18 protein-coding genes are annotated in these 21,578 nt (G+C 58.3%); 7 read left to right on the top strand and 11 right to left on the bottom strand.

What is annotated here, in order from left to right; translation table 11 throughout:
* Nucleotides 1-38: 38 nt before the first annotated feature.
* From ACIGEK_RS10245 to ACIGEK_RS10220, 6 genes are all read right to left on the bottom strand, one after another.
* Nucleotides 39-1,787: an ABC transporter substrate-binding protein gene (locus tag ACIGEK_RS10245; RefSeq protein ID WP_397493236.1), complete on the bottom strand. Its 1,749-nt coding sequence runs from the start codon at nucleotides 1,785-1,787 to the stop codon at nucleotides 39-41.
* Between the two features lie 83 nt (nucleotides 1,788-1,870).
* Nucleotides 1,871-2,143 carry a DUF2160 domain-containing protein gene (locus tag ACIGEK_RS10240; RefSeq protein ID WP_090386722.1) on the bottom strand — a complete coding sequence of 91 codons (273 nt, stop codon included), beginning with the start codon at nucleotides 2,141-2,143 and terminating at the stop codon, nucleotides 1,871-1,873.
* A gap of 11 nt (nucleotides 2,144-2,154) precedes the next feature.
* Nucleotides 2,155-2,955, bottom strand: coding sequence for a carbohydrate ABC transporter permease (locus ACIGEK_RS10235; RefSeq protein WP_090386724.1), 801 nt, complete (start codon nucleotides 2,953-2,955; stop codon nucleotides 2,155-2,157).
* A gap of 8 nt (nucleotides 2,956-2,963) precedes the next feature.
* Nucleotides 2,964-3,827 carry a carbohydrate ABC transporter permease gene (locus ACIGEK_RS10230; protein WP_397493235.1) on the bottom strand — a complete coding sequence of 288 codons (864 nt, stop codon included), beginning with the start codon at nucleotides 3,825-3,827 and terminating at the stop codon, nucleotides 2,964-2,966.
* The gene (locus tag ACIGEK_RS10225; RefSeq protein WP_397493234.1) at nucleotides 3,824-4,936 is read right to left on the bottom strand and encodes an ABC transporter ATP-binding protein; all 1,113 of its coding nucleotides are present in this window, start codon (nucleotides 4,934-4,936) and stop codon (nucleotides 3,824-3,826) included. Before ACIGEK_RS10225 ends, ACIGEK_RS10230 begins: the two co-directional genes overlap by 4 nt.
* Nucleotides 4,936-6,030 carry an ABC transporter ATP-binding protein gene (locus ACIGEK_RS10220; protein ID WP_397493233.1) on the bottom strand — a complete coding sequence of 365 codons (1,095 nt, stop codon included), beginning with the start codon at nucleotides 6,028-6,030 and terminating at the stop codon, nucleotides 4,936-4,938. Before ACIGEK_RS10220 ends, ACIGEK_RS10225 begins: the two co-directional genes overlap by 1 nt.
* Before the next feature lie 260 nt (nucleotides 6,031-6,290).
* Here ACIGEK_RS10220 and ACIGEK_RS10215 point away from each other — a divergent pair, with 260 nt between their 5' ends.
* Together ACIGEK_RS10215 and ACIGEK_RS10210 are read left to right on the top strand one after the other, a co-directional pair.
* On the top strand, nucleotides 6,291-8,162 hold the full coding sequence (locus ACIGEK_RS10215; protein WP_397493232.1) for a sigma-54-dependent Fis family transcriptional regulator: 1,872 nt from the start codon (nucleotides 6,291-6,293) through the stop codon (nucleotides 8,160-8,162).
* Nucleotides 8,163-8,431: 269 nt separating this feature from the next.
* The gene (locus ACIGEK_RS10210; protein WP_397493989.1) at nucleotides 8,432-9,259 is read left to right on the top strand and encodes a polysaccharide deacetylase family protein; all 828 of its coding nucleotides are present in this window, start codon (nucleotides 8,432-8,434) and stop codon (nucleotides 9,257-9,259) included.
* A gap of 94 nt (nucleotides 9,260-9,353) precedes the next feature.
* Here the strand turns inward: ACIGEK_RS10210 and ACIGEK_RS10205 are convergent, their stop codons facing one another.
* The 3 genes from ACIGEK_RS10205 to ACIGEK_RS10195 form a co-directional block, all read right to left on the bottom strand.
* On the bottom strand, nucleotides 9,354-10,142 hold the full coding sequence (locus tag ACIGEK_RS10205) for an alpha/beta hydrolase (RefSeq protein WP_397493231.1): 789 nt from the start codon (nucleotides 10,140-10,142) through the stop codon (nucleotides 9,354-9,356).
* Between the two features lie 74 nt (nucleotides 10,143-10,216).
* The gene (gene cysS / locus ACIGEK_RS10200; protein WP_397493230.1) at nucleotides 10,217-11,599 is read right to left on the bottom strand and encodes a cysteine--tRNA ligase; all 1,383 of its coding nucleotides are present in this window, start codon (nucleotides 11,597-11,599) and stop codon (nucleotides 10,217-10,219) included.
* 65 nt (nucleotides 11,600-11,664) lie between these two features.
* The gene (locus ACIGEK_RS10195; protein WP_397493229.1) at nucleotides 11,665-13,329 is read right to left on the bottom strand and encodes a glutamine--tRNA ligase/YqeY domain fusion protein; all 1,665 of its coding nucleotides are present in this window, start codon (nucleotides 13,327-13,329) and stop codon (nucleotides 11,665-11,667) included.
* A 163-nt stretch (nucleotides 13,330-13,492) separates the two neighbouring features.
* Here ACIGEK_RS10195 and ACIGEK_RS10190 point away from each other — a divergent pair, with 163 nt between their 5' ends.
* From ACIGEK_RS10190 to ACIGEK_RS10180, 3 genes are all read left to right on the top strand, one after another.
* Nucleotides 13,493-13,987, top strand: coding sequence for a peptidylprolyl isomerase (locus ACIGEK_RS10190; protein WP_090386745.1), 495 nt, complete (start codon nucleotides 13,493-13,495; stop codon nucleotides 13,985-13,987).
* Nucleotides 13,984-14,712: a UDP-2,3-diacylglucosamine diphosphatase gene (gene lpxH / locus ACIGEK_RS10185; RefSeq protein ID WP_397493228.1), complete on the top strand. Its 729-nt coding sequence runs from the start codon at nucleotides 13,984-13,986 to the stop codon at nucleotides 14,710-14,712. The genes ACIGEK_RS10190 and lpxH overlap by 4 nt, the downstream gene beginning before the upstream one ends.
* A 99-nt stretch (nucleotides 14,713-14,811) precedes the next feature.
* Nucleotides 14,812-16,146, top strand: coding sequence for an SPFH domain-containing protein (locus ACIGEK_RS10180; protein WP_397493227.1), 1,335 nt, complete (start codon nucleotides 14,812-14,814; stop codon nucleotides 16,144-16,146).
* Between the two features lie 49 nt (nucleotides 16,147-16,195).
* On the opposite strand, the gene ACIGEK_RS10175 is transcribed toward ACIGEK_RS10180, so the two are convergent.
* Entirely contained in the window at nucleotides 16,196-16,801 is a 606-nt protein-coding gene (locus ACIGEK_RS10175) for a tRNA isopentenyl-2-thiomethyl-A-37 hydroxylase MiaE (protein WP_311091667.1), read from the bottom strand.
* A gap of 261 nt (nucleotides 16,802-17,062) precedes the next feature.
* On the opposite strand from ACIGEK_RS10175, the gene ACIGEK_RS10170 reads away from it, so the two are divergent.
* The gene (locus ACIGEK_RS10170; protein WP_397493226.1) at nucleotides 17,063-17,926 is read left to right on the top strand and encodes a universal stress protein; all 864 of its coding nucleotides are present in this window, start codon (nucleotides 17,063-17,065) and stop codon (nucleotides 17,924-17,926) included.
* 64 nt (nucleotides 17,927-17,990) lie between these two features.
* Here ACIGEK_RS10170 and ACIGEK_RS10165 read toward each other — a convergent pair whose 3' ends face one another.
* Nucleotides 17,991-18,467 (bottom strand): DUF1289 domain-containing protein, encoded by a 477-nt coding sequence (locus ACIGEK_RS10165; protein ID WP_397493225.1) that lies wholly within the window; start codon nucleotides 18,465-18,467, stop codon nucleotides 17,991-17,993.
* A 406-nt stretch (nucleotides 18,468-18,873) separates the two neighbouring features.
* Between ACIGEK_RS10165 and acnB the strand changes: the two genes are divergently transcribed.
* Complete coding sequence (acnB, locus tag ACIGEK_RS10160) at nucleotides 18,874-21,483, top strand: bifunctional aconitate hydratase 2/2-methylisocitrate dehydratase (protein WP_397493988.1); 2,610 nt, start codon at nucleotides 18,874-18,876, stop codon at nucleotides 21,481-21,483.
* Nucleotides 21,484-21,578: the final 95 nt, after the last annotated feature.

Genomic DNA, 21,578 nt, shown 5'->3' with positions numbered 1-21,578 from the left:
ACCTGTAGGTGCCGTTTTTTTATGCCGAGCTCAAGCCACTACGTTTGGTCGCGGGCTTGTTCCCAGGACTTCAGCAGCTCGTTGTAGTTGATGGTTTCACCCTGAGGCTTCTCGTTGGCCAGCTTGGGCTTCGGTGCACCCGGCTGATCCAGCCAGTACTGCGGATCACGTGGCTCATTGAGTTTCGGGCCACACTCACCGAGCACACCAGAACGCTCCAGACGAGCCATCATGGTGTCCTGTGCAGCAGCAAGGCCATCCAGCGCCTCTTGTGGTGTTTTATCACCGCTGGCTGCTTCAGCAATAAACTGCCACCACAGCTGCGCCAGACGCGGGTAGTCCGGCACATTGGTACCGGTTGGAGTCCACTGCACGCGAGCAGGGCTGCGATAGAACTCCACAAGGCCGCCCAGTTTCGGCGCTACGTCGGTCATGGCTTGCGAGTTGATATCAGACTCACGAATCGGCGTCAGGCCAACCAGAGTCTTCTTCAACGATACGGTTTTCGATGTCACGAACTGCGCATACAGCCAGGCTGCCAGGCGCTGTTTCTCTGGGGTGGACTTGAGGAAGGTCCAGGAACCAGTGTCCTGATAACCCAGCTTCATGCCCTCTTCCCAATACGGGCCTTTAGGCGACGGTGCCATACGCCATTTCGGCGTGCCATCTTCGTTGACCACTGGCAAACCAGCTTTGGTCATGTCGGCAGTGAAGGCGGTGTACCAGAAAATCTGCTGAGCAATGCTGCCCTGCGCGGGCACCGGACCAGACTCAGAGAAGGTCATACCCTGCGCTTCTGGTGGCGCGTATTTGCGCATCCAATCGACATATTTAGTGGTGGCATATACAGCCGCTGGGCCGTTGGTATCGCCGCCACGGGAGACACTGGAACCTACAGGGCGACAGCCGTCGACCCGGATACCCCACTCATCCACCGGTAAACCATTGGGCAGGCCCTTGTCGCCGCCACCGGCCATGGAGAACCAGGCATCGGTGAAGCGCCAGCCCAGGGATGGGTCTTTCTTGCCGTAATCCATATGGCCGTAGATGCGCTGGCCATCGATTTCCTTGACCTTCTCGGAGAAGAATTCGGCGATGTCTTCATAGGCCGACCAGTTAACCGGCACGCCTAACTCATAGCCGTAAATTTCTTTGAACTTGGCCTTCAGTTCCGGGCGCTCGAACCAGTCGGCGCGGAACCAATAGAGGTTGGCGAATTGCTGGTCGGGCAGCTGATACAGCTTGCCATCAGGCCCGGTCGTAAACGACAGACCAATAAAGTCTTCGAGATCCAGGGTCGGCGATGTTACCGCCTTGCCCTCGCCCTCCATCATGTCGCTGATCGCCACCGCCTTTCCGTAGCGAAAGTGCGTGCCAATCAGGTCCGAGTCGTTGATATAGCCGTCGTAGATGTTTTTGTCCGACTGCATCTGGGTTTGCAGTTTTTCGACTACATCGCCTTCCTGCATCAGGTCATGCTTGAGATTGATGCCGGTGATTTCACTAAAGGCCTTGGCCAGGACCTTGGACTCATATTCATGAGTGGCAATGGTTTCCGAAGCCACACTGATGCTCATGCCACGGAACGGCTCGGCCGCTTTGATAAACCACTGCAATTCAGCCAACTGCTGCTCAGGCGTCAGGGTCGAGGGGTTGAACTCCTCACCGATCCACTTCTTTGCCGCTTCTTCGTAGGCATCAGCCCAGGCTGCGCCGCTCAAGCCGGACAACGTCAGCAGGGCAGCCAGCGCCATGCTATGTCGAGTTTTGTTGTTATTGTCGAACATAGAGACCTCCATCTCAGGGTTTGGAATGAGGCAAACGGGTCATGGCCGCGCCCAACAAGCTGGCGCAGCCAAGGCAGCCCGAATTAGCCCCAACGCATCACTGCAAACAACCAGAACAGGGACAGCACCGAGGCTATCCAGACACTCCAATCGGTCGCGCCCACCACCAGCAGGTGCAGGTAGGCACTTCCAAGCAGACCGATAAACAACCGATCACCACGCGTGGTGCTGATCGGCAACAAGCCTTTACGCTCGATACAGGGCGAACGCAGTTCCCAGATCGTCATGCCGACCAGCAGCATGCCGATAAAGCCGAAAAACAACGCCGTTGGCAGAGTCCAGGCCATCCAATCCATAGTCGCTGCTCCTATACCCGGCCCAAGGCAAAGCCCTTGGCCACATGATTGCGGACAAACCAGATCACCAGCATGCCCGGCAGTATGGTCAACACCCCAGCCGCCGCCAGCACACCCCAATCGATCCCCGACGCTGACACGGTGCGGGTCATTACTGCGGCAATCGGCTTGGCATCCACCGAGGTCAGGGTGCGCGCCAGCAGCAGCTCGACCCAGGAAAACATGAAGCAGAAGAACGCGGTGACGCCGATGCCCGAGCCGATCAGCGGGATAAAAATCTTCACGAAGAATTTTGGAAAACTGTAGCCGTCGATATAGGCGGTTTCGTCGATTTCCTTCGGCACTCCAGACATAAATCCTTCCAGAATCCACACCGCCAGCGGCACGTTGAATAGGCAGTGCGCCAGCGCCACGGCAATATGCGTATCGAACAAGCCGATGGACGAATACAGCTGAAAGAACGGCAGCAGAAACACCGCCGGTGGCGCCATGCGGTTAGTCAGCAGCCAGAAGAACAGGTGCTTGTCGCCGAGGAAACGGTAGCGCGAAAACGCATAGGCCGCCGGCAATGCCACCGTCAGCGAGATCATCGTGTTCAGACACACGTAATACAGCGAGTTGAGATAGCCCTCGTACCAGCTCGGGTCGGTGAAGATCACCTTGTAGTTTTCCAGGGTGAACGCATGCGGCCAGAGCGTCAGGCCACCGAGGATCTCGGTATTGCTCTTGAACGACATGTTCAGCAGCCAGTAGATCGGCACCAGCAGGAACAGGACATACAGCCCCAGTACCACCTTCTTGCGTAGGGTCATGGTCGGCCTCAGCGGGTCTTATCGTTGTGGGTCATGGCGGTGTAGAACAGCCAGGACACCAACAGGATGATCAGGAAGTACACCAGCGAAAACGCCGCCGCTGGGCCCAGGTCGAACTGACCGATGGCCATTTGCGTCAGGGTCTGACTGAGGAAAGTGGTGGCGTTGCCCGGCCCGCCGCCGGTGAGCACAAAGGGCTCGGTGTAGATCATGAAGCTGTCCATAAAACGCAGCATCACCGCGATCAGCAGCACGCTCTTCAGCTTGGGCAGCTGGATATGGCGAAACACCGCCCAGTCAGATGCACGGTCGATACGCGCGGCCTGGTAATACACATCAGGAATGGCGCGCAGGCCCGAATAGCACAGCAATGCCACCAATGAGGTCCAGTGCCAGACGTCCATGATCAGCACAGTGACCCAGGCGTCGCTGGTATTGGAGGCATAGTTGTAGCTGATGCCTAGGCTATTCAGGGTCCAGCCAAGCAGGCCAATGTCGGCACGGCCAAATATCTGCCAGATGGTACCAACCACGTTCCACGGAATCAGCAGCGGAATCGCCAGCACGATCAATACCAGCGAGGCCATGCGACCCTTGGTCGGCATGCACAGGGCGATGGCAATCCCTAAAGGAATTTCGATCAGCAGTACACACGCGGAGAAGATGAACTGGCGTAGCAGCGAATCATGCAGGCGGGTGTCCTGCAGTACCTGCTTGTACCAATCGACCCCGACGAAATAACGGGTGGATTGGTCGAAGATGTCCTGCACCGAGTAATTGACCACCGTCATCATCGGCACGATGGCGCTGAACGCCACCAGCAGAAATACCGGCAGCACCAGCCACCAAGCCTTGTTGTTCTGCACCTTCATGGCTGCACCTCCAGCGCTTGCGCCTCAACCAGAAAATCATCGGCGTAAAGCATCAACCACTGTGCCGGGAAGCTCAGGTATACCTGTTGCTGCGGCACTGGCTGATCTTCCTGCAGGCGGACCTTGAGTGAATGACCATCGAGCTTGAGGGTAAGAATTTTATAGGTGCCGAGGTCTTCAACATGCACCACCTCGCCACACAGCGCATCTTCGTTTGGGCCATCCCAGACGTGGATGAACTCCGGACGGATGCCGATTTTCAGCTTGGCCCCAGGTAGCTCGGCAAGGCGCCGATTGAGCGCTGCCGATAACGGCAGCACGGTGTTGTTGAAACGCACTCCGCCGGCATATGGCAGCACATCAATCAGGTTCATCCCCGGGCTACCAATGAAGTAGCCAACAAAGGTATGGCTGGGGCGCTCGAACAACTCACGCGGCGTGCCGAACTGGACAATCTGACCGCCATACATCACCGCGATCTTGTCGGCGAAGGTCGAGGCTTCGAGCTGGTCGTGGGTGACGTAGACCATGGTGATATTGAACTGCTCGTGAATCTGCTTGAGCTTGCGCCGTAGCTTCCACTTGAGATGCGGATCGATCACCGTCAATGGCTCGTCGAACAGGATCGCCGAGACATCATCGCGCACTAGGCCGCGACCCATGGAAACCTTCTGCTTTTCGTCGGCAGTCAGGTTGCTGGCGCGCTTATGCAGCAACGGGTGCAGCTCCAGTACCTCGGAAATTTCGTTGACCTTGGTGAGGATCTTCGCCTCATTCATGCCCTGATTACGCAAGGGGAAGGCCAGGTTGTCGAACACCGTCATGGTGTCGTAGACCACCGGAAACTGGAAAACCTGGGCGATATTGCGCTGCTCGGGCGGCAACGCGTTGACCACCTTGCCATCAAACTGCACTTCGCCGTGCGAAGGGCTGAGCAGTCCGGAAATGATGTTGAGCAGGGTCGACTTGCCGCAGCCGGATGGCCCCAGCAGCGCATAGGCGCCGCCCTGCTCCCACACATGATTCATCTCGCGAATGGCGTAATCAGCCGCACCAGCAGGGGCGCGACTATAACTGTGGGCCAGATTGAGCAAACGGATCTCGGCCATCAGGCAACCCTCCCCAGACGCCGGCTTGGCGCCTGAATCAGCTGCCCATCCGCAGAAAAGACAAACAATTTATGGGTCGGGATATAAATAAGAATCGAGCTATCCACGTCGTATTCATGCACCCCAGGCAGATGCAGCACCAGCACGAACTGCTCGTTGCGCACATGCAGAAAGGTTTCCGAACCGCTAATCTCGGCCAGTTCGACCGTCACCGCCAGCTCCAGATCATCGTCGTTGGACGGCACTAGACCGATATGACTGGGACGTACGCCGAAACGATATTCACCTTCGGCGATGCCTTGCAGGTCCGGGTTAAGCGGGAAATGCACGGTATCGGCAAAACTTACTTCGGTGCCGCTGACGCGCCCCGGCATCAAGTTGATCGCCGGCTCCGAAAACAGCTCTGCCGCTAACACCTGCTGTGGGCGGTGATAGACCTCAGCGGTCTTGCCGCTCTGCACCACTCGCCCCTCATGCAGGATGGTGGTGGTGCCACCCAAGGCCAGCGCCTCGTTGGGCTCGGTGGTGGCGTAGATAGCAATGGTGTGGCGGGCCTGGAACAGCTCGCGCATCTCTTGGCGCAGCTCTTCGCGCAATTTGTAGTCAAGGTTGACCAGCGGCTCATCGAAAAGAATCAAGGAAGCGTCCTTGACCAGCGCCCGCGCCATAGCCGTGCGCTGCTGCTGGCCACCGGACAACTCCAGCGGGTAGCGATTTAGCAAACCATCAATACGCAGCATCTGCGCCGTGGCATGCACTTTTTCTTCAATCAGCGCCTTGCTCACACCGGCCTGGCGCAGCGGCGAGGCGATGTTCTCGAACACCGTCAGGGTCGGGTAATTGATGAACTGCTGATAAACCATCGACACGTTGCGCTGACGCACCGGCACCTGGGTCATATCGGCGCCATTCATCAGGATGCGCCCGCTAGTGGGCTTATCCAGACCGGCCATCAGGCGCATCAAACTGGTCTTGCCGGATAGCGTGCGCCCCAGCAGCACATTGAAGGAGCCGGGTTCGAAGCTCAGGCAGGCATCGTCGATATACAACTGGTGATCGACGATACGCGTGACATGCTCCAGGGTAAGTGACATGGGCCGTCCTTTTTCTTGTTATCTACCCAGTAACAAGGCGAGTTCCGTGCCAACCCCTTTAAAAGAATGTAAGCCATTGATTTAAAACATCTACGCTTGCACGCTGGCAACCACAGAAGACAACACTGAACACTTTTGAACAGTGCACAGTGAACAACTGAACAGTCATAGCGTTGACATTGAACAGCCTTCGGCGACACTGCAGGGGCCCGGCGCAGACCGTGGCCCATAACAACAAAAAACCGCGCGAGATACCTGTCATGGCTGACGCTGTCACTGCCCTGCCCCACGAGACCATCATCCAGGACTCCTGGACCCGCTGCCGTGACTACGGCCTGACCCACCAGAGCACCCCGATCTTCAGTCAGCCCGAACGCGGCGAAGTCAGCGCACTGTTGGAAAGCCAGCACGCCCTGGTGCACACCACCCACAAGGAAGTGCTGCCCTACTACGGCACCATCCTGGCCAACTCCAATTGCCTGATCATGCTGGCCGATCACCACGGCCAGGTGCTGCAATCCTGGGGCGACCAGCGCTTTATCGAGCCCAGCCGCGCCGCCGGCTTTGTCGCCGGGGCCACCTGGCTGGAGCGTTACACCGGGACTAATGCCATTGGCACCGCCCTGAGCTGCGCCCAGGCGGTTCATATTCAGCACGATGAGCACTTTCTCAAAGCCAACCGCTTTATGACCGGCTCAGCCTCGCCGATTTTTGATGAGCAAAGGCAGATGATCGCGGTGCTGGATGTTTCCAGTGACAGCTACCTGCCGCCCTCGCACACCCTGGGCATGGTCAAAATGATGAGTCAGTCGGTGGAAAACCGCTTGATTCTCAACCTGTTTCAGCAGCGTTACTTCCAACTGAGCTTTAACACCAGCCTGGATAACCTGAGCAGCCCCTGGGCCGGGCTGCTGATTTTCGATGACCAAGGCCAGGTGGTATCCGCCAATCGTCGTGCCGACAGCCTGCTGGGCGTGGGCCTGGCCCAGGTGAATATCGAAAGTCTGTTCGACGTACCGCTGCAGCAACTGCTTAACCAACCCGAGTCGCTACCGTTCAACCTGCGCGCCAGCGGGCGCTTTCGCTTCCACGCGCAGATCAAACGCCCGCAACAACCTTCCCCCATTCAGGCTCGCGACTTTCGCCAAAACCAGCCGCCGCCTGCTAGCGCCAACAGCAACCCGTTCACCCTGGCCTCACTCAATTTGGGTGATCCGCGTGTTGATAAAGCCGTACGCCAGGCCGAGCGCCTACTGGAAAAAAACATCCCGATTCTGGTACATGGTGAAACCGGCGTCGGCAAAGAAGTCTTCGTCAAAGCCCTGCACCACGCCAGCTCGCGCGCCAGCCAGGCGTTTATCGCGGTTAACTGCGCAGCCATTCCGGCTGAACTGGTGGAGTCCGAACTATTCGGCTATGAAAAAGGCGCGTTTACCGGGGCCAATCAGAAAGGCAGCATCGGGCTGATCCGCAAGGCCGATAAAGGCACGCTGTTTCTCGACGAAGTCGGCGATATGCCGCTACGGGTGCAGGCCCGCCTGCTGCGGGTATTGCAGGAACGCTGCGTACAGCCGCTGGGCAGCAGTGAACTGTACCCGGTGGATATCCGCCTGATCTCCGCCACCAACCGCCCACTGCGCCAGGATGTGGAAGGCGGGCTATTCCGCCAGGACCTCTACTACCGCATCAGCGGCCTCAACCTCGAACTGCCGCCGCTGCGCGAACGCACCGACAAGGCCGCGATGGTTAAGCGCATCTGGGACCACCACCGCGAGCCGCAGCAATGGGCTGGGCTAAGCCAGGAAGTGCTGAGCCTATTCGAGCGCCACCCCTGGCCCGGTAACCTGCGCCAATTGAGCAGCGTCCTGCAGATCGCCTTAGCCATGGCAGAGGATCAGCAGATCCGCCCAGAACATTTGCCGGATGATTTCTTTGCCGATTTACAGCCGGCGGCTGCGCAAACAGCCACCCTCCAGCCATCTCCACAACCATTGGCCAGCACCAGCACGGATGATCTGGCCAGCCAATACCAGGCCTGCGGCGGCAATATCTCGCACCTGGCGCGTAACCTCGGGGTTAGCCGCAATACACTGTACAAACGACTGCGAGAAACTGGCCTGACGACGCGCTAGAACGCGCCGCAGCAGCTGTAACACTTGGCCAGAGTAAGCTTTCTTAACCAGTCATGGACTTATATGACCCAGGCAGGGTCGAAACCTGTAGCTCGTCAATTACAGGTTCCCACTGCGAGCGCAGCCGCATAGACTCCGCGCCCCTTGATCTCCCGCGCATCTGCCCTGCCATCCTTACCCTCGCGAGCCAAAGCCTAATGCGTTACCCCGCAACTGCAACAAACGCTTTTTCGCGAATCACGCAATTGACCTACGCCTTAATCAGCATGATGTTGCTGAGCGCCTGCACCAGCATTGCACCGCCACCACCAAACCCCGAGATTGAGCCGATACGCTTTCTCCTAAGTTTCGATGACGGTCCAAGCGCCAGCGCCGGCGATAACCCAACCGAGCAAATCCTCGACACCTTGGCAGACAACCCAGTCCAACCCGGGATCAAGGCACTGTTCTTTGTCCAGACCCGCGCAGCAGCAGCCGGCGGCAGCGTTAAAGGCCAGGCACTACTGCAACGTCAGCAACGTGAAGGCCACTTACTGGGTTTTCACACCGCCACCCCAGGCCATGCCAACCACCGCTTTCTCAGCCCGGAAGCTCTGGATCAGTCGCTGAGCGACGGTGTTGCTGACCTGACCGCCATCAGCGGCTCGGCACCACGCCTGGTGAGGCCACCCTTCTGGAATTACGACGAACGCACGTTCGCCGCCTACCAAACGCATGGCCTGCGCTTGCTGCTGACCGACCTGAGCGCCAATGACGGCAAGACCTGGGGCATCAATGGCAGCCTGCGCCGTCGCAGCAATCTGCGCGATCAACTGGCGCGAGCCGCGCAGCAGATCAGCGTCGGCGCTTTGCCAGCGGTAGACGGGGTTATTCCGGTAGTCGTGACCTTCCATGACCTCAACCCCTACACCGCGCGACATATGCAGGAATACCTGCAGATCCTTATGGATGTGGCCAAAGACGTTGGCCTAGCCACAGATAAGCAACCGTTCTACAGCAACCGCGAGGCCCTGCAACGTGCGGCCCTCAGGCGCGCACTTGGCGATCCACTGCAATACGCTCGCCTGCCGGGAATATGGAACTGGCTGTGGAACTAAGCCCTGCGGCCTAACTGTGACACGTGACCGCTATAAGTCTGCTCACACTCTCACGCGCGCAGGTCAAACAAGGCCAAGGCTGGCGAGCTCCGCGTTAGCCCTTACACAACGCGCCCTTAAGTAGCCTCAGGTACTCCGGGCTTTGCGATAACGAGTTATGCCCCGCCGCCGGAATAACCTTGAGCGCAGCCACACCCGTGGCGAAATGGCTGAAAAGCGCGTCGGTGCTGGCGCGCGGGATGACCTGATCCTGCTCCGCCGCGATCAACAGCGTTGGCACACGAATCTGTTGGGCATACTTCCAGGACTCGAATTTATCCTTAAGCAGCCACTGCACGGGGATATACGGGAACCGGCTCTGCGCCAGCTCTTGGGTGCTGTTGTAAGGCGTAATCAGAACCAAATGGGCTGCTGGCCGCTGGCTGGCAAGGCGCACCGCCACACCCGAGCCCAGACTGCGCCCCACCACCACGGTGCAGGGGTGCTGGGCATAAACTTGGTCAAACAAAGCGAGCGCATCGGCTTGAATAGCCTCTTCTGAGGGCGAGCCGCTGCTACCGCCGTAGCCTCGGTAATGCAGCAGGTAGAGCGCATGGTCGCGGAGAGCCTGGGAAAATTCGGGCAGATTGAGGGAAACATCCTCGCCGTTGCCGCCGAAATAGATCAGAGCATTTCGCCCCTCGAGTGGCCGGGTGGAAACCAGCACCTCGGCACCCTCTATGGGCAGCTTGAGCAGCGTGTTGGGATTATCGATAGCGCGGGGCTGCGGGAAGTAGATAAGCGAACGCTGAAACACCAGCAGAGCAACGCAGAGCAGCACATACAAGGCCACCGCCCAGAGCAGAAACGTACCCAAGGTTCGCGATAGACGACTGACGTGCATTGGGTCTTTCCTCTGTCCTATAACCGCAAATAAACAAGCCGCTCGAAAGCGGCCTGTTTAATCCAACGCCTGTCTTACTCAGCCAGACGCCAGGTCGTAGCGCCCTTGCTGTCCTCCAGCACCACGCCCATGGCGGTGATCTGATCACGGATGCGGTCAGACTCTGCCCAGTTCTTCTCGGCGCGAGCTTGCAGACGCGCAGCAATCAACGCTTCAACTTCGGCAGCATCAACCTTGCCAGCAGCGCCTGCCTGAAGGAACGCCTCAGGCTCAAGCTGCAGCACGCCGAGGACCCCAGCCAGCTCCTTCAACCGAGCCGCCAGACCGGCAGCAGCCTGTAGATCAGTGTCGCGCAGGCGGTTGATCTCACGCGCCAGTTCGAACAGCACGGCGCAGGCTTCTGGCGTGCCGAAGTCATCGTTCATGGCCGCTGAAAAGCGCTCGACAAAGGCTTCGCCACCCGCAGGTGCCGCTTCCGGCAACCCTTTAAGCGCGTTGTAGAAGCGCTCGAGCGCGCTCTTGGCGTCCTTGAGGCTTTCTTCGGAGTAGTTGATCGGGCTGCGGTAGTGGCTGGACACCAGCAGGTAGCGCACCACTTCCGGGTGGTACTTCTCCAGCACATCGCGAATGGTGAAGAAGTTGTTCAACGATTTGGACATCTTCTCGCCGTTGATGCGGATCATCCCGCAATGCATCCAGGCGTTGGCGTAAGGCTTGCCGGTGGCCGCCTCACTCTGGGCAATTTCGTTTTCGTGGTGCGGGAATTCCAAGTCGCTGCCGCCACCATGAATATCGAAAGTCTCACCCAGGCAGCAGGTCGACATCACCGAGCACTCGATATGCCAGCCCGGACGACCTTCGCCCCATGGTGATTCCCAGCTCGGCTCGCCGGGCTTGACGCCTTTCCACAGCACGAAGTCCAGCGGGTCTTGCTTGGCTTCGTCCACTTCAATGCGCGCACCGATGCGCAGGTCTTCAATCTTCTTGCGCGACAGCTTGCCGTAGCCCATGAACTTGGCAACGCGGTAGTACACGTCGCCATTGCCGGGAGCGTAGGCGTAACCCTTGTCGATAAGGGTCTGGATCATGCTCAGCATGCCCGGAATATGATCCGTGGCACGCGGCTCCATGTCTGGCTTGAGGATGTTGAGACGCGCTTCGTCCTCGTGCATCGCAGCGATCATGCGCTCGGTCAGCACATCGAACGGCTCGCCGTTCTCCCGGGCGCGATTGATGATCTTGTCTTCGATGTCGGTGATATTGCGTACGTAGGTCAGGTCATAACCGCTGAAGCGCAACCAACGGGTGACCAGGTCGAAGGCCACCATGCTGCGGCCGTGGCCGATATGGCAGTAGTCGTATACGGTCATGCCGCACACGTACATGCGCACCTTGTTACCGTCCAGCGGTTTGAAGGCTTCTTTGCTTTTGGTCAGCGTGTTGTAGATCGAGAGCATCGGCATTCCTTGGAAAACCACGGGCCGGCGTACCGGCCCGGTTTTAATCAGAGCAACTGAGTCTTTTATGCCCAGGAGTCGCGCAGCGTCACAGTGCGGTTAAACACCGGCGCACCCGGCTTGCTGTCTTTGATATCAGCGCAGAAGTAGCCTTCGCGCTCGAACTGGAAGCGTTCTTCTGGCGCGGCTTCGGCCAGGGATGGCTCGGCGCGACAGCCCTTGAGCACCACCAGCGAATCCGGGTTGATGTTATCGAGGAAGCTGCCGCCCTCTTCGTCTTTCTCAGGGTTGGCAGAGCGGAACAGTCGGTCGTACAGGCGCACTTCGCACTCAACGCTTTCAGCCGCTGGCACCCAGTGAATCACGCCCTTGACCTTGCGGCCTTCGGGGTTCTTGCCAAGGGTGTTTTCGTCATAGCTGCAACGCAGTTCGACGATGTTGCCGTCAGCATCCTTGATCGCTTCGTCGGCGCGAATCACGTAGCTGCCGCGCAGACGTGCTTCGCCACCGGGGATCAGACGCTTGAAGCCGGCCGGCGGGACTTCTTCGAAGTCGCTGGCATCGATATAGATCTCGCGGCTGAACGGCAGCACACGCACACCCATCTCCTGTTTCGGATGGCGCGCCAACTCCAGGTTCTCAACCTGACCTTCTGGGTAATTGGTGATCACGACTTTCAGCGGCTTAAGCACACACATGGCGCGAGCAGCGTTGGCGTCAAGATCATCACGGATGGCGAATTCGAGCATGCCCACATCCACTACACCGCCAGCGCGGTTGACGCCGATCATGTCGCAGAAGGTGCGGATCGACGCAGGGGTGTAACCGCGGCGACGGAAGCCCGACAAGGTCGACATGCGCGGGTCGTCCCAACCGTTGACGTGCTTCTCATCAACCAATTGCTTGAGCTTGCGCTTGCTGGTGATGGTGTAATTCAGATTAAGGCGGGCGAATTCGTACTGACGCGGCTGCGCCGGGACTGGCAATTGCGCCAAGAACCATTCGTACAGCGGTCGATGATCTTCAAACTCCAAGGTGCAGATTGAGTGCGTCACGCCTTCGATGGCATCCGACTGACCGTGGGTAAAGTCATAGCTCGGATAGATGCACCACTTGTCGCCCGTCTGGTGGTGATGGGCATGACGAATGCGATAGAGGATCGGGTCGCGCAAATTAATGTTCGGCGAGGCCATGTCGATCTTCGCGCGCAGCGAACGCACGCCATCAGCGAATTCGCCGGCTTTCATGCGCGCGAACAGATCAAGGTTTTCTTCAACGCTGCGCTCACGGAACGGGCTGTTCTTGCCCGGCTCAGTGAGGTTGCCGCGGTAGGCGCGCATTTCTTCGGCGTTGAGGTCACAGACAAAGGCCTTACCGGCCTTGATCAGCTCAATGGCCCAGGCATGCAGCTGGTCGAAATAATTGGAGGCATAACGCTCCTCGCCAGCCCACTGAAAGCCCAACCACTGCACGTCGCTCTTGATCGCGTCGATGTATTCCTGGTCTTCCTTGGCCGGGTTGGTGTCGTCAAAGCGCAGGTTGCACTCACCACCAAACTCCTTGGCCAGGCCAAAGTTCAAGCAGATCGACTTGGCGTGACCGATATGCAGGTAGCCGTTGGGCTCCGGCGGGAACCGGGTGATGATTTTCACGTGCTTGCCGGCATCCAGATCGGCCTGGACGATGGGACGAAGAAAGTTAGCGGCGGCGACAGTTTCTGGCTTGCTCATGGGGTCCTTGATCATGCAGGTGCGCGGCGTAGGGTAGGCCGACTAAAACAAAGCGCTTATCATAGCCGAAGCTGTCAACCCCCTGACAGGCCCAAGAACCGCTGCAATGCCCTTTGCTGGAAATTCAGCGGCTCACGGAATTATCGACAGAGCGATTACCTACATGATCAAGCTGCACACCAACCACGGCGTTATCACCCTTAACCTGTTCGAAGACAAAGCCCCGGAAACTGTGGCCAACTTCAAGCAGTACGTCTCGGAAGGCCACTACGACAACACGGTGTTCCACCGCGTAATCAGCAACTTCATGATTCAAGGCGGCGGTTTCGAGCCGGGCATGAAACAAAAAACCACCCGCGCCCCGATCAAGAACGAAGCCAACAACGGCGTCGCCAACAAGATCGGCACCGTAGCTATGGCCCGCACCATGGAGCCGCACTCGGCCTCTGCGCAGTTCTTTATCAACGTGGGCGACAACAGCTTCCTCAACCACAGCGCACCTACCGTACAAGGCTGGGGTTATGCGGTGTTCGGTGAAGTAGTTGAAGGCATGGATGTGGTCAACGCCATCAAGGCCGTTGCAACCACCAGCAAATCCGGCCACCAGGATGTACCGGTTGATGACGTGATCATCGAGCGTGCAGAGATCGTTGAGTGATTCTACTGATCTCCGATCTGCATCTTGAACAGGAGCGCCCGGATATCAGCCGGGCGTTTCTGCACTTTCTCGAAACCCGTGCAGTTCACGCCGACGCCCTGTATATCCTCGGCGATTTCTTTGAAGTGTGGATCGGCGACGACGCCATCACGCCTTTTCAACGTTCGATTGCCCAAGCATTGCGCAGCCTTAGCGAGCGCGGCCCGCGTATTTACCTGATGCATGGCAATCGTGATTTCCTGATCGGCAAGACCTTCTGCCAAGAAGCTGGCTGCACCCTACTTCCCGACCCGTGCGTGATCGAGCTTAACGGTGAGCGGACATTACTGATGCATGGCGACAGCCTGTGCACTCAAGACATCGGCTACATGAAGTTGCGCCGTTGGCTGCGCAACCCCATTTCGCTGTTTATCCTGCGCAACTTGCCGCTCAAAACCCGGCAAAAACTGGCGCGCAAACTGCGCAATGAAAGCCGTACGCAAACCCGCATGAAAGCCAGCGATATTGTCGACGTCACCCCGAATGAAGTACCGCGCATCATGGCCGCCCACCGCGTGCACACCCTGATTCACGGCCATACCCACCGCCCTGCCACACACTCGCTGCAAGTCAACGGCCAGGTAGCGCAACGCATCGTCCTCGGCGACTGGGATAAACAGGGCTGGGCGTTGCAAGTTGATCGGCAGGGGCTGCAACAAAGCGCCTTCGAACTGGCTCCTACTTGAAACTTTGACGGCGCGCACAAAGCGCTAAACGGCCCCTCTTGACGGATTATTCGCCGATCATCAGCATCGGCGACCTCAAAACGCCATCAGGGACCGATCATGCTGATCAACAAGGAACAGCTCTTAAAATACGCCATTGCCCCAGCCGCACTCGTAGCGCTGAGCTTTGTTACATTCAACAGTGTGTTTTTCTATAACGAAGCCGGTTTTGCCACCCACGTGCGGACCATCTTCGGCGAAGAGAAAGTGGTCGACGACGTCGGCTACGCCACCAAGTGGTTCGGCCGCGCCACAGCGTGGAAGAAGGCCCTGAGCGTGCAATCGGTACTCACCGAAGCCCTGGCTATCGATGACAGCAGTGATAACGACTCGCTTGGCGCCACTATCGAAGCCTTTCCGATCGTATTTCTCGGCAACGTCGACGCCAAAGTCGAATCCTCCGCGCGTTTTCGCCTGCCTGCCGGCGAGCAGTTTCTGAAAATCGCTCAGGAATACCGCAACCCAGAAAACTTCATCAAAACCGCCCTGGTTCCGGCCATCAAAGAAACCCTACAAGCCACCGCCTCGCTGATGAGCGCCGATGATTTCTATGCCGGTGCGCGCAGCGAGTTCGCCGCCGAGTTCGAAAATCAGCTCAACGACGGCTTGTATCTGATCAAACGTCGCGAAGTACGTGGCCCGCGCGGCCATCAGCCGAGCCAGACGGCGATTCTGCAAGCCGGCACCGAGCAAGGCGCATTCGGTGACAACAATGTCAGCCATTTCATCACCGAGAAGGTAATGGACAGCAAGGGTATTCCGGTACGCAAACAGCAGCAGTTCCGCAAATATGGTGTGGAAGTTGTCGAAGCGCGCATCACCAACGTCGACCCCAACCCGCAATACAAACAGCGCATGGTCAAGGTGCAGCAAGCCCTGGCCGAACTCGCGGTAGCACGGCAAAACCGTTTGAAGGAAGAAGAAGAGAAACTACTGGTCACTGCACGCGGTGAAAAGGAAGTGGAAGCACGCCGCCAGGAAACCCTGCGCGATCAGATTGAACGCACCACCCAGGCAGAAACCGAAAAGCAGTTGGCGCGAATCAATGCCGAACGGGAAAAAGGTCGCGCCGAGATCGAGAAACAAACCGCCGAATTACTGCGCGATAAAGCGGCAATCACGGCCGATGCAACAAAAATCACCGCCGATGCCGATGCCTATGCACGGGAAGCGGTAATCAAGGCCGACGGTGCATTGCAGCCCAAGCTCGACGCCCTGATCGCCATCAACAAAGTCTGGGCAGAAGCTGCGGCGCAGGCGCCGGTACCGAGCGTGATGATGGGCGGCGGTAGCGAGGGCTCCAGCAGCCGCCAGGATGAGATCAGCCAACTGATGGGCGTGCTGGCCACCAAAGCCGCACGTGACCTGTCACTGGATCTGAAAGTGCAGCAATAATCAGCACCGCAGCCCTACAAAAAAGCGCCCTACTGGGCGCTTTTTTGTTTCACAGCGGCGGCACCCCGCTGTGAAAACGAAACTCAGTGTCTGGCGACTCGATCAACTCTCGCTCCGCCGCCCTCACCCGCTCGATAGCCTGGTTTACGTCACGCTCATCGCCGTACTGATACGCCAGCTTCAGATAATTCTGAAAATGCCGCGCTTCGCTTTTCAGCAGACCGAAGTAGAACTTGCCCAGCTCTTCATCTAGATGCGGCACCAATGCCTCGAAACGCTCACAGCTGCGAGCCTCGATAAACGCACCAACCACCAAGGTATCCACCAATTTGTGCGGCTCATGGGTGCGCACCACCTTGCGCAAGCCCGAAGCGTAGCGCGCCGCCGATACGGGGCGCAGGCCGATCTTGCGGCGTTTCATGATGCGCAGCACCTGCTCATGGTGCACCAGCTCCTCGCGGGCCAGGCGCGACATGGCGTTGAGCAGATCGACATAGGTGCTGTACTTGGCCATCAGGCTCAGCGCCGTACTGGCGGCTTTGAATTCGCAGTTCTTATGGTCAATCAACAGGGTCTGCTGGTCAGCCAAAGCGGCAGTGATCCAGGCGTCCGGAGTGCGGCAGCCGAGAAACTCGTGAATTTCCGGCAGGTTCATCGACTCACCTCCGCAACCAGGCGGTCATATGCCGACAGACATGGCTTGGGCATACAGGCAGAACAACGCAACAGAACATCGGTCACAGCTAACAGATACATAAATTCACAAAACCAGGCGAGCAGGAATGATAAGGCTAGAGCGCGGCCATTATACGAATGAGCGCACGAACAGCCACTCGATTGACGCTGATCAAGCACCAAGCCAGTGGCAGCGATCTATAGTGATAAGCAGCACAACTGACTGCACATGGAGATGATCATGCAAGCTATTCGCAGCATTCTGGTGGTGATGGAGCCCAATCACACGGAAGACCTGGCCCTGAAACGCGCCAAACTGATTGCCGGCGTCACTCAATCACACCTGCACCTGCTGGTATGCGACAAGAAAAGTGATCACACCGCTTACCTGCGCGACCTTTCCGGCTTGCTCAACGGCGAAGGGTTCAGCACCTCTAGCCAGCAGGCTTGGGATGAAAGTCTGCACCAGACCATCATCAACGTGCAGCAGACTGAAGGCTGCGGCCTGGTGATCAAACAGCACTTCCCTGACAACCCACTGAAGAAAGCCCTGCTAACCCCCGACGACTGGAAGCTGCTGCGCTACTGCCCGGCGCCAGTGCTGATGGTGAAAACCGAAAAATCCTGGGCGGGCACCGCCATCCTGGCGGCCGTCGATGTCGGTAATGCCGATAGCGAACACCGCACCCTGCACACCAGCATCGTCAGCCATGGCTTTGATATTGCCGCCCTGGCCAAGGCCGAACTGCATGTCATCAGCGCCCATCCGACGCCCATGCTCTCGGCCGCCGACCCGACCTTCCAGCTCAAGGAAACCATCGAGGCGCGCTACCGCGAGCAATGCAAGGCGTTCCAGGCCGAGTACGAGATCAGCGATGAGCGCCTGCATATCGCCGAAGGCCCGGCCGATGTGCTGATCCCACAGGCTGCACATCGACTCAACGCGGGTGTGACGGTGATCGGTACCGTGGCACGTGCCGGCATTTCCGGCGCGCTGATCGGCAATACCGCCGAGGTGATTCTCGACTCGCTGGAAAGCGACATTCTGGTGCTCAAGCCGGACGACATCATCGCCCACCTGGAAGAACTGGTCGCCCAGCGCTAACCCAACTACAGCGCAACAAAAAAGCCGCCTAAAAACAGGCGGCTTTTTTATTTAGAAGATGGATTCAGACTCTTACTTCAAGCCCCTCGAGCAGAAACCGCGGCGCGATGTAGCGCTCGTAGTGCGCCTCGGACAGCAAAAAGAACTCGCGATCAATCGCATCACGCAATTCCGGCAGGTTCCACTCGCGAAACTCCGGCAACAGCACCATGCCATAGGCATTCAACTGACTGATCACCCGCGCGCCACGGGCAATCAGCTGATAGGCCCAGCAGTACGGCGACTGCTGGGGGACAAAGCGAATTTTGCGCTGTTCCAGCTGCATGCGCAGGCGATCAGCGTCGAAAATTTCCAATTTTGCCGCCATCACCTGCACCAACAGCACTTCCAAGCGCAGCCATACGGCGCGTTTTTCCTCGTCGTTATAGCCGTTCCAGTTGATGACCTCATGATGGAAGCGTTTGCAGCCACGGCAGACTAAATCGCCGTAAACAGTGGAGCACAGGCCGACACAAGGAGTTTTGATGCGTTGGTTGGACATAACGAAAGGCATGGGTACTGACGGACAGGCTGGCATCTTAGCCCTTTGTCTAAGGCAGATCACCCCTATATAAGCGGGGCCTTTGGCTTAACTTTATCAAAGCTTTCCAGTAGAATCGGCCGGCCTTTTAGAGGCAGCAACGTCCGTTGGAAGCTGTTTTCAAAGCGTCACGAGCACAGTCAATCCTGCAGGTTCGATGTTGGTGCAGCCCCTTGAGCCACTCTTCAAGTGTCTGCACCAGCCCTCATCCAGCCCGTCCTGCCGGCGTAAAACTTTGAAAACAGCTTCTGCAAGAAAGCAGCACAACCTCGGCTGAGCGGCCCATAAAGCCACGAAGCGCCTGGTTTGTTGGTTTCTGGATCGCGTCCCGGACAACGCTTTGGGACCACTGATGAGGGTAATAACTGTGCTTGAAGCCTATCGCAAACATGTAGCAGAGCGTGCCGCTCAGGGTATCGTGCCCCAGCCGCTGAACGCCGAACAAACCGCAGGCCTGATCGAGCTGCTGAAAAACCCGCCAGCCGGCGAAGAAGCTTTTCTACTCGACCTGATCACCAACCGCGTGCCGCCAGGCGTCGACGAAGCCGCCTACGTCAAGGCCGGTTTCCTCTCTGCCCTTGCCAAAGGCGAAGTCACCTCCCCACTGATCAGCAAGCAACACGCTGTTGAACTGCTCGGCACCATGCAGGGCGGTTACAACATCGCCACCCTGGTTGAGCTGCTCGACGACAGCGAACTGGCCGGCGTGACTGCAGAACAACTGAAGCACACCCTGCTGATGTTCGACGCTTTCCACGACGTCGCTGAAAAAGCTAAGAACGGCAACGTTCACGCCAAAGGCGTACTGCAATCCTGGGCTGACGGCGAGTGGTTCAAAAACCGCCCGACACTGGCCGACAAGATCAGCCTGCGCGTGTTCAAGGTCACCGGCGAAACCAACACCGACGACCTGTCCCCGGCTCCAGACGCCTGGTCGCGTCCGGATATTCCACTGCACGCCCTGGCCATGCTGAAAATGGCCCGCGATGGCATCGTGCCGGACGAGCAAGGCGTAACCGGTCCGATGAAGCAGATCGAAGCTATGCGCGGCGAAGGCTTCCCAATTGCCTATGTCGGTGACGTAGTCGGCACCGGCTCCTCGCGTAAATCCGCCACCAACTCGGTGCTGTGGTTCTTCGGCGACGATATCCCTAACGTGCCGAACAAGCGCGCTGGTGGTTTCTGCTTCGGCAGCAAGATTGCTCCGATCTTCTACAACACCATGGAAGATGCCGGCGCCCTGCCAATCGAATTCGACGTTTCCAACATGCACATGGGCGATGTGATCGACCTGTACCCGCATGCTGGCAAAGTCTGCAAGCACGGCACCGACGAAGTACTGACCACCTTCGAAATGAAGACCCCAGTACTGCTTGACGAAGTCCGCGCTGGCGGCCGTATCCCGCTGATCATCGGTCGCGGTCTGACCGAGAAAGCGCGCGCAGAACTGGGCCTGGGCCCAACCGACCTGTTCAAGCTGCCTGAGCCACCTGCTGCTAGCACCAAGGGTTTCACCCTGGCGCAGAAGATGGTCGGCAAGGCGTGCGGCCTGCCAGAAGGCAAAGGCGTGCGTCCTGGCACCTACTGCGAACCGAAGATGACCACCGTCGGTTCCCAGGACACCACTGGCCCGATGACCCGCGACGAGCTGAAAGACCTGGCTTGCCTGGGCTTCTCCGCTGATCTGGTGATGCAGTCGTTCTGCCACACCGCGGCCTATCCGAAGCCAATCGACGTCACCACCCACCACACCCTGCCGGATTTCATCCGCACCCGTGGCGGCGTATCTCTGCGTCCTGGCGACGGCATCATCCACAGCTGGCTGAACCGCATGCTGCTGCCGGATACCGTCGGCACCGGTGGCGACTCGCACACCCGCTTCCCAATCGGCATCTCCTTCCCGGCCGGTTCCGGCCTGGTGGCCTTCGCCGCTGCCACTGGCGTAATGCCGCTGGACATGCCGGAATCGGTACTGGTGCGCTTCAAGGGCAAACTGCAACCGGGCATCACCCTGCGTGACCTAGTGCATGCCATCCCTTATGTGGCCATCCAGAAAGGCCTGCTGACCGTCGAGAAGAAAGGCAAGAAGAACATCTTCTCCGGCCGCATCCTCGAGATCGAAGGTCTGGACGAGCTGACCGTTGAACAGGCTTTCGAGCTGTCCGACGCCTCTGCCGAGCGTTCCGCTGCAGGTTGCACCATCAAGCTGCCGGAAAAAGCCATCGCCGAGTACCTGCAGTCGAACATCACCCTGCTGCGCTGGATGATAAGCGAAGGCTACGGCGATGCCCGCACCATGGAACGTCGCGCTCAAGCGATGGAAGCCTGGCTGGCCGATCCGAAGCTGATGGAGGCCGACAAGGACGCCGAGTACGCCGAAATCATCGAAATCGACCTGGCCGATATCAACGAGCCGGTTCTCTGCGCACCGAACGACCCGGACGATGCTCGTCTGCTGTCCTCCGTTCAGGGCGAGAAGATCGACGAAGTGTTTATCGGTTCGTGCATGACCAACATCGGTCACTTCCGCGCTGCCGGTAAGTTGCTGGAAAAAGTCGAAGGCACCCTGCCGACCCGTCTGTGGCTGTCGCCGCCGACCAAGATGGACCAGCATCAGCTGACCGAAGAAGGCTACTACGGCATCTACGGCAAAGCCGGTGCGCGCATGGAAATGCCGGGCTGCTCGCTGTGCATGGGCAACCAGGCACGCGTTGAGGCGAACTCCACCGTGGTTTCGACCTCCACCCGTAACTTCCCCAACCGTCTGGGCGATGGTGCCAACGTTTACCTGGCCTCGGCCGAGCTGGCTGCTGTTGCAGCCATCACCGGTAAACTGCCGACTGTTGAGGAATACATGGTCTACGCGAAGAAAATCGACACCATGGCAGCGGACGTCTACCGCTACCTGAGTTTCGACCAGATCGCCGAGTTCCGTGAAGCCGCTGCAAACGCCCAGATCCCTGCTGTTCAGGTCTAAGCGTTACCCGCGACAAGAAAGCCCCGCCTAGTGCGGGGCTTTTTCTTTGTGCCTGCCTTGCTAAAAAACGCCGTACAACTACTGTTGGGATGTGG

Origin of the sequence: Pseudomonas sp. NPDC079086 (genome assembly GCF_044542155.1) — a bacterium.
Classification (GTDB): Bacteria; Pseudomonadota; Gammaproteobacteria; order Pseudomonadales; family Pseudomonadaceae; genus Aquipseudomonas.
Note: the sequence above shows the minus strand (reverse complement) of the source record. Positions and strands in the feature narration are given on the sequence as shown.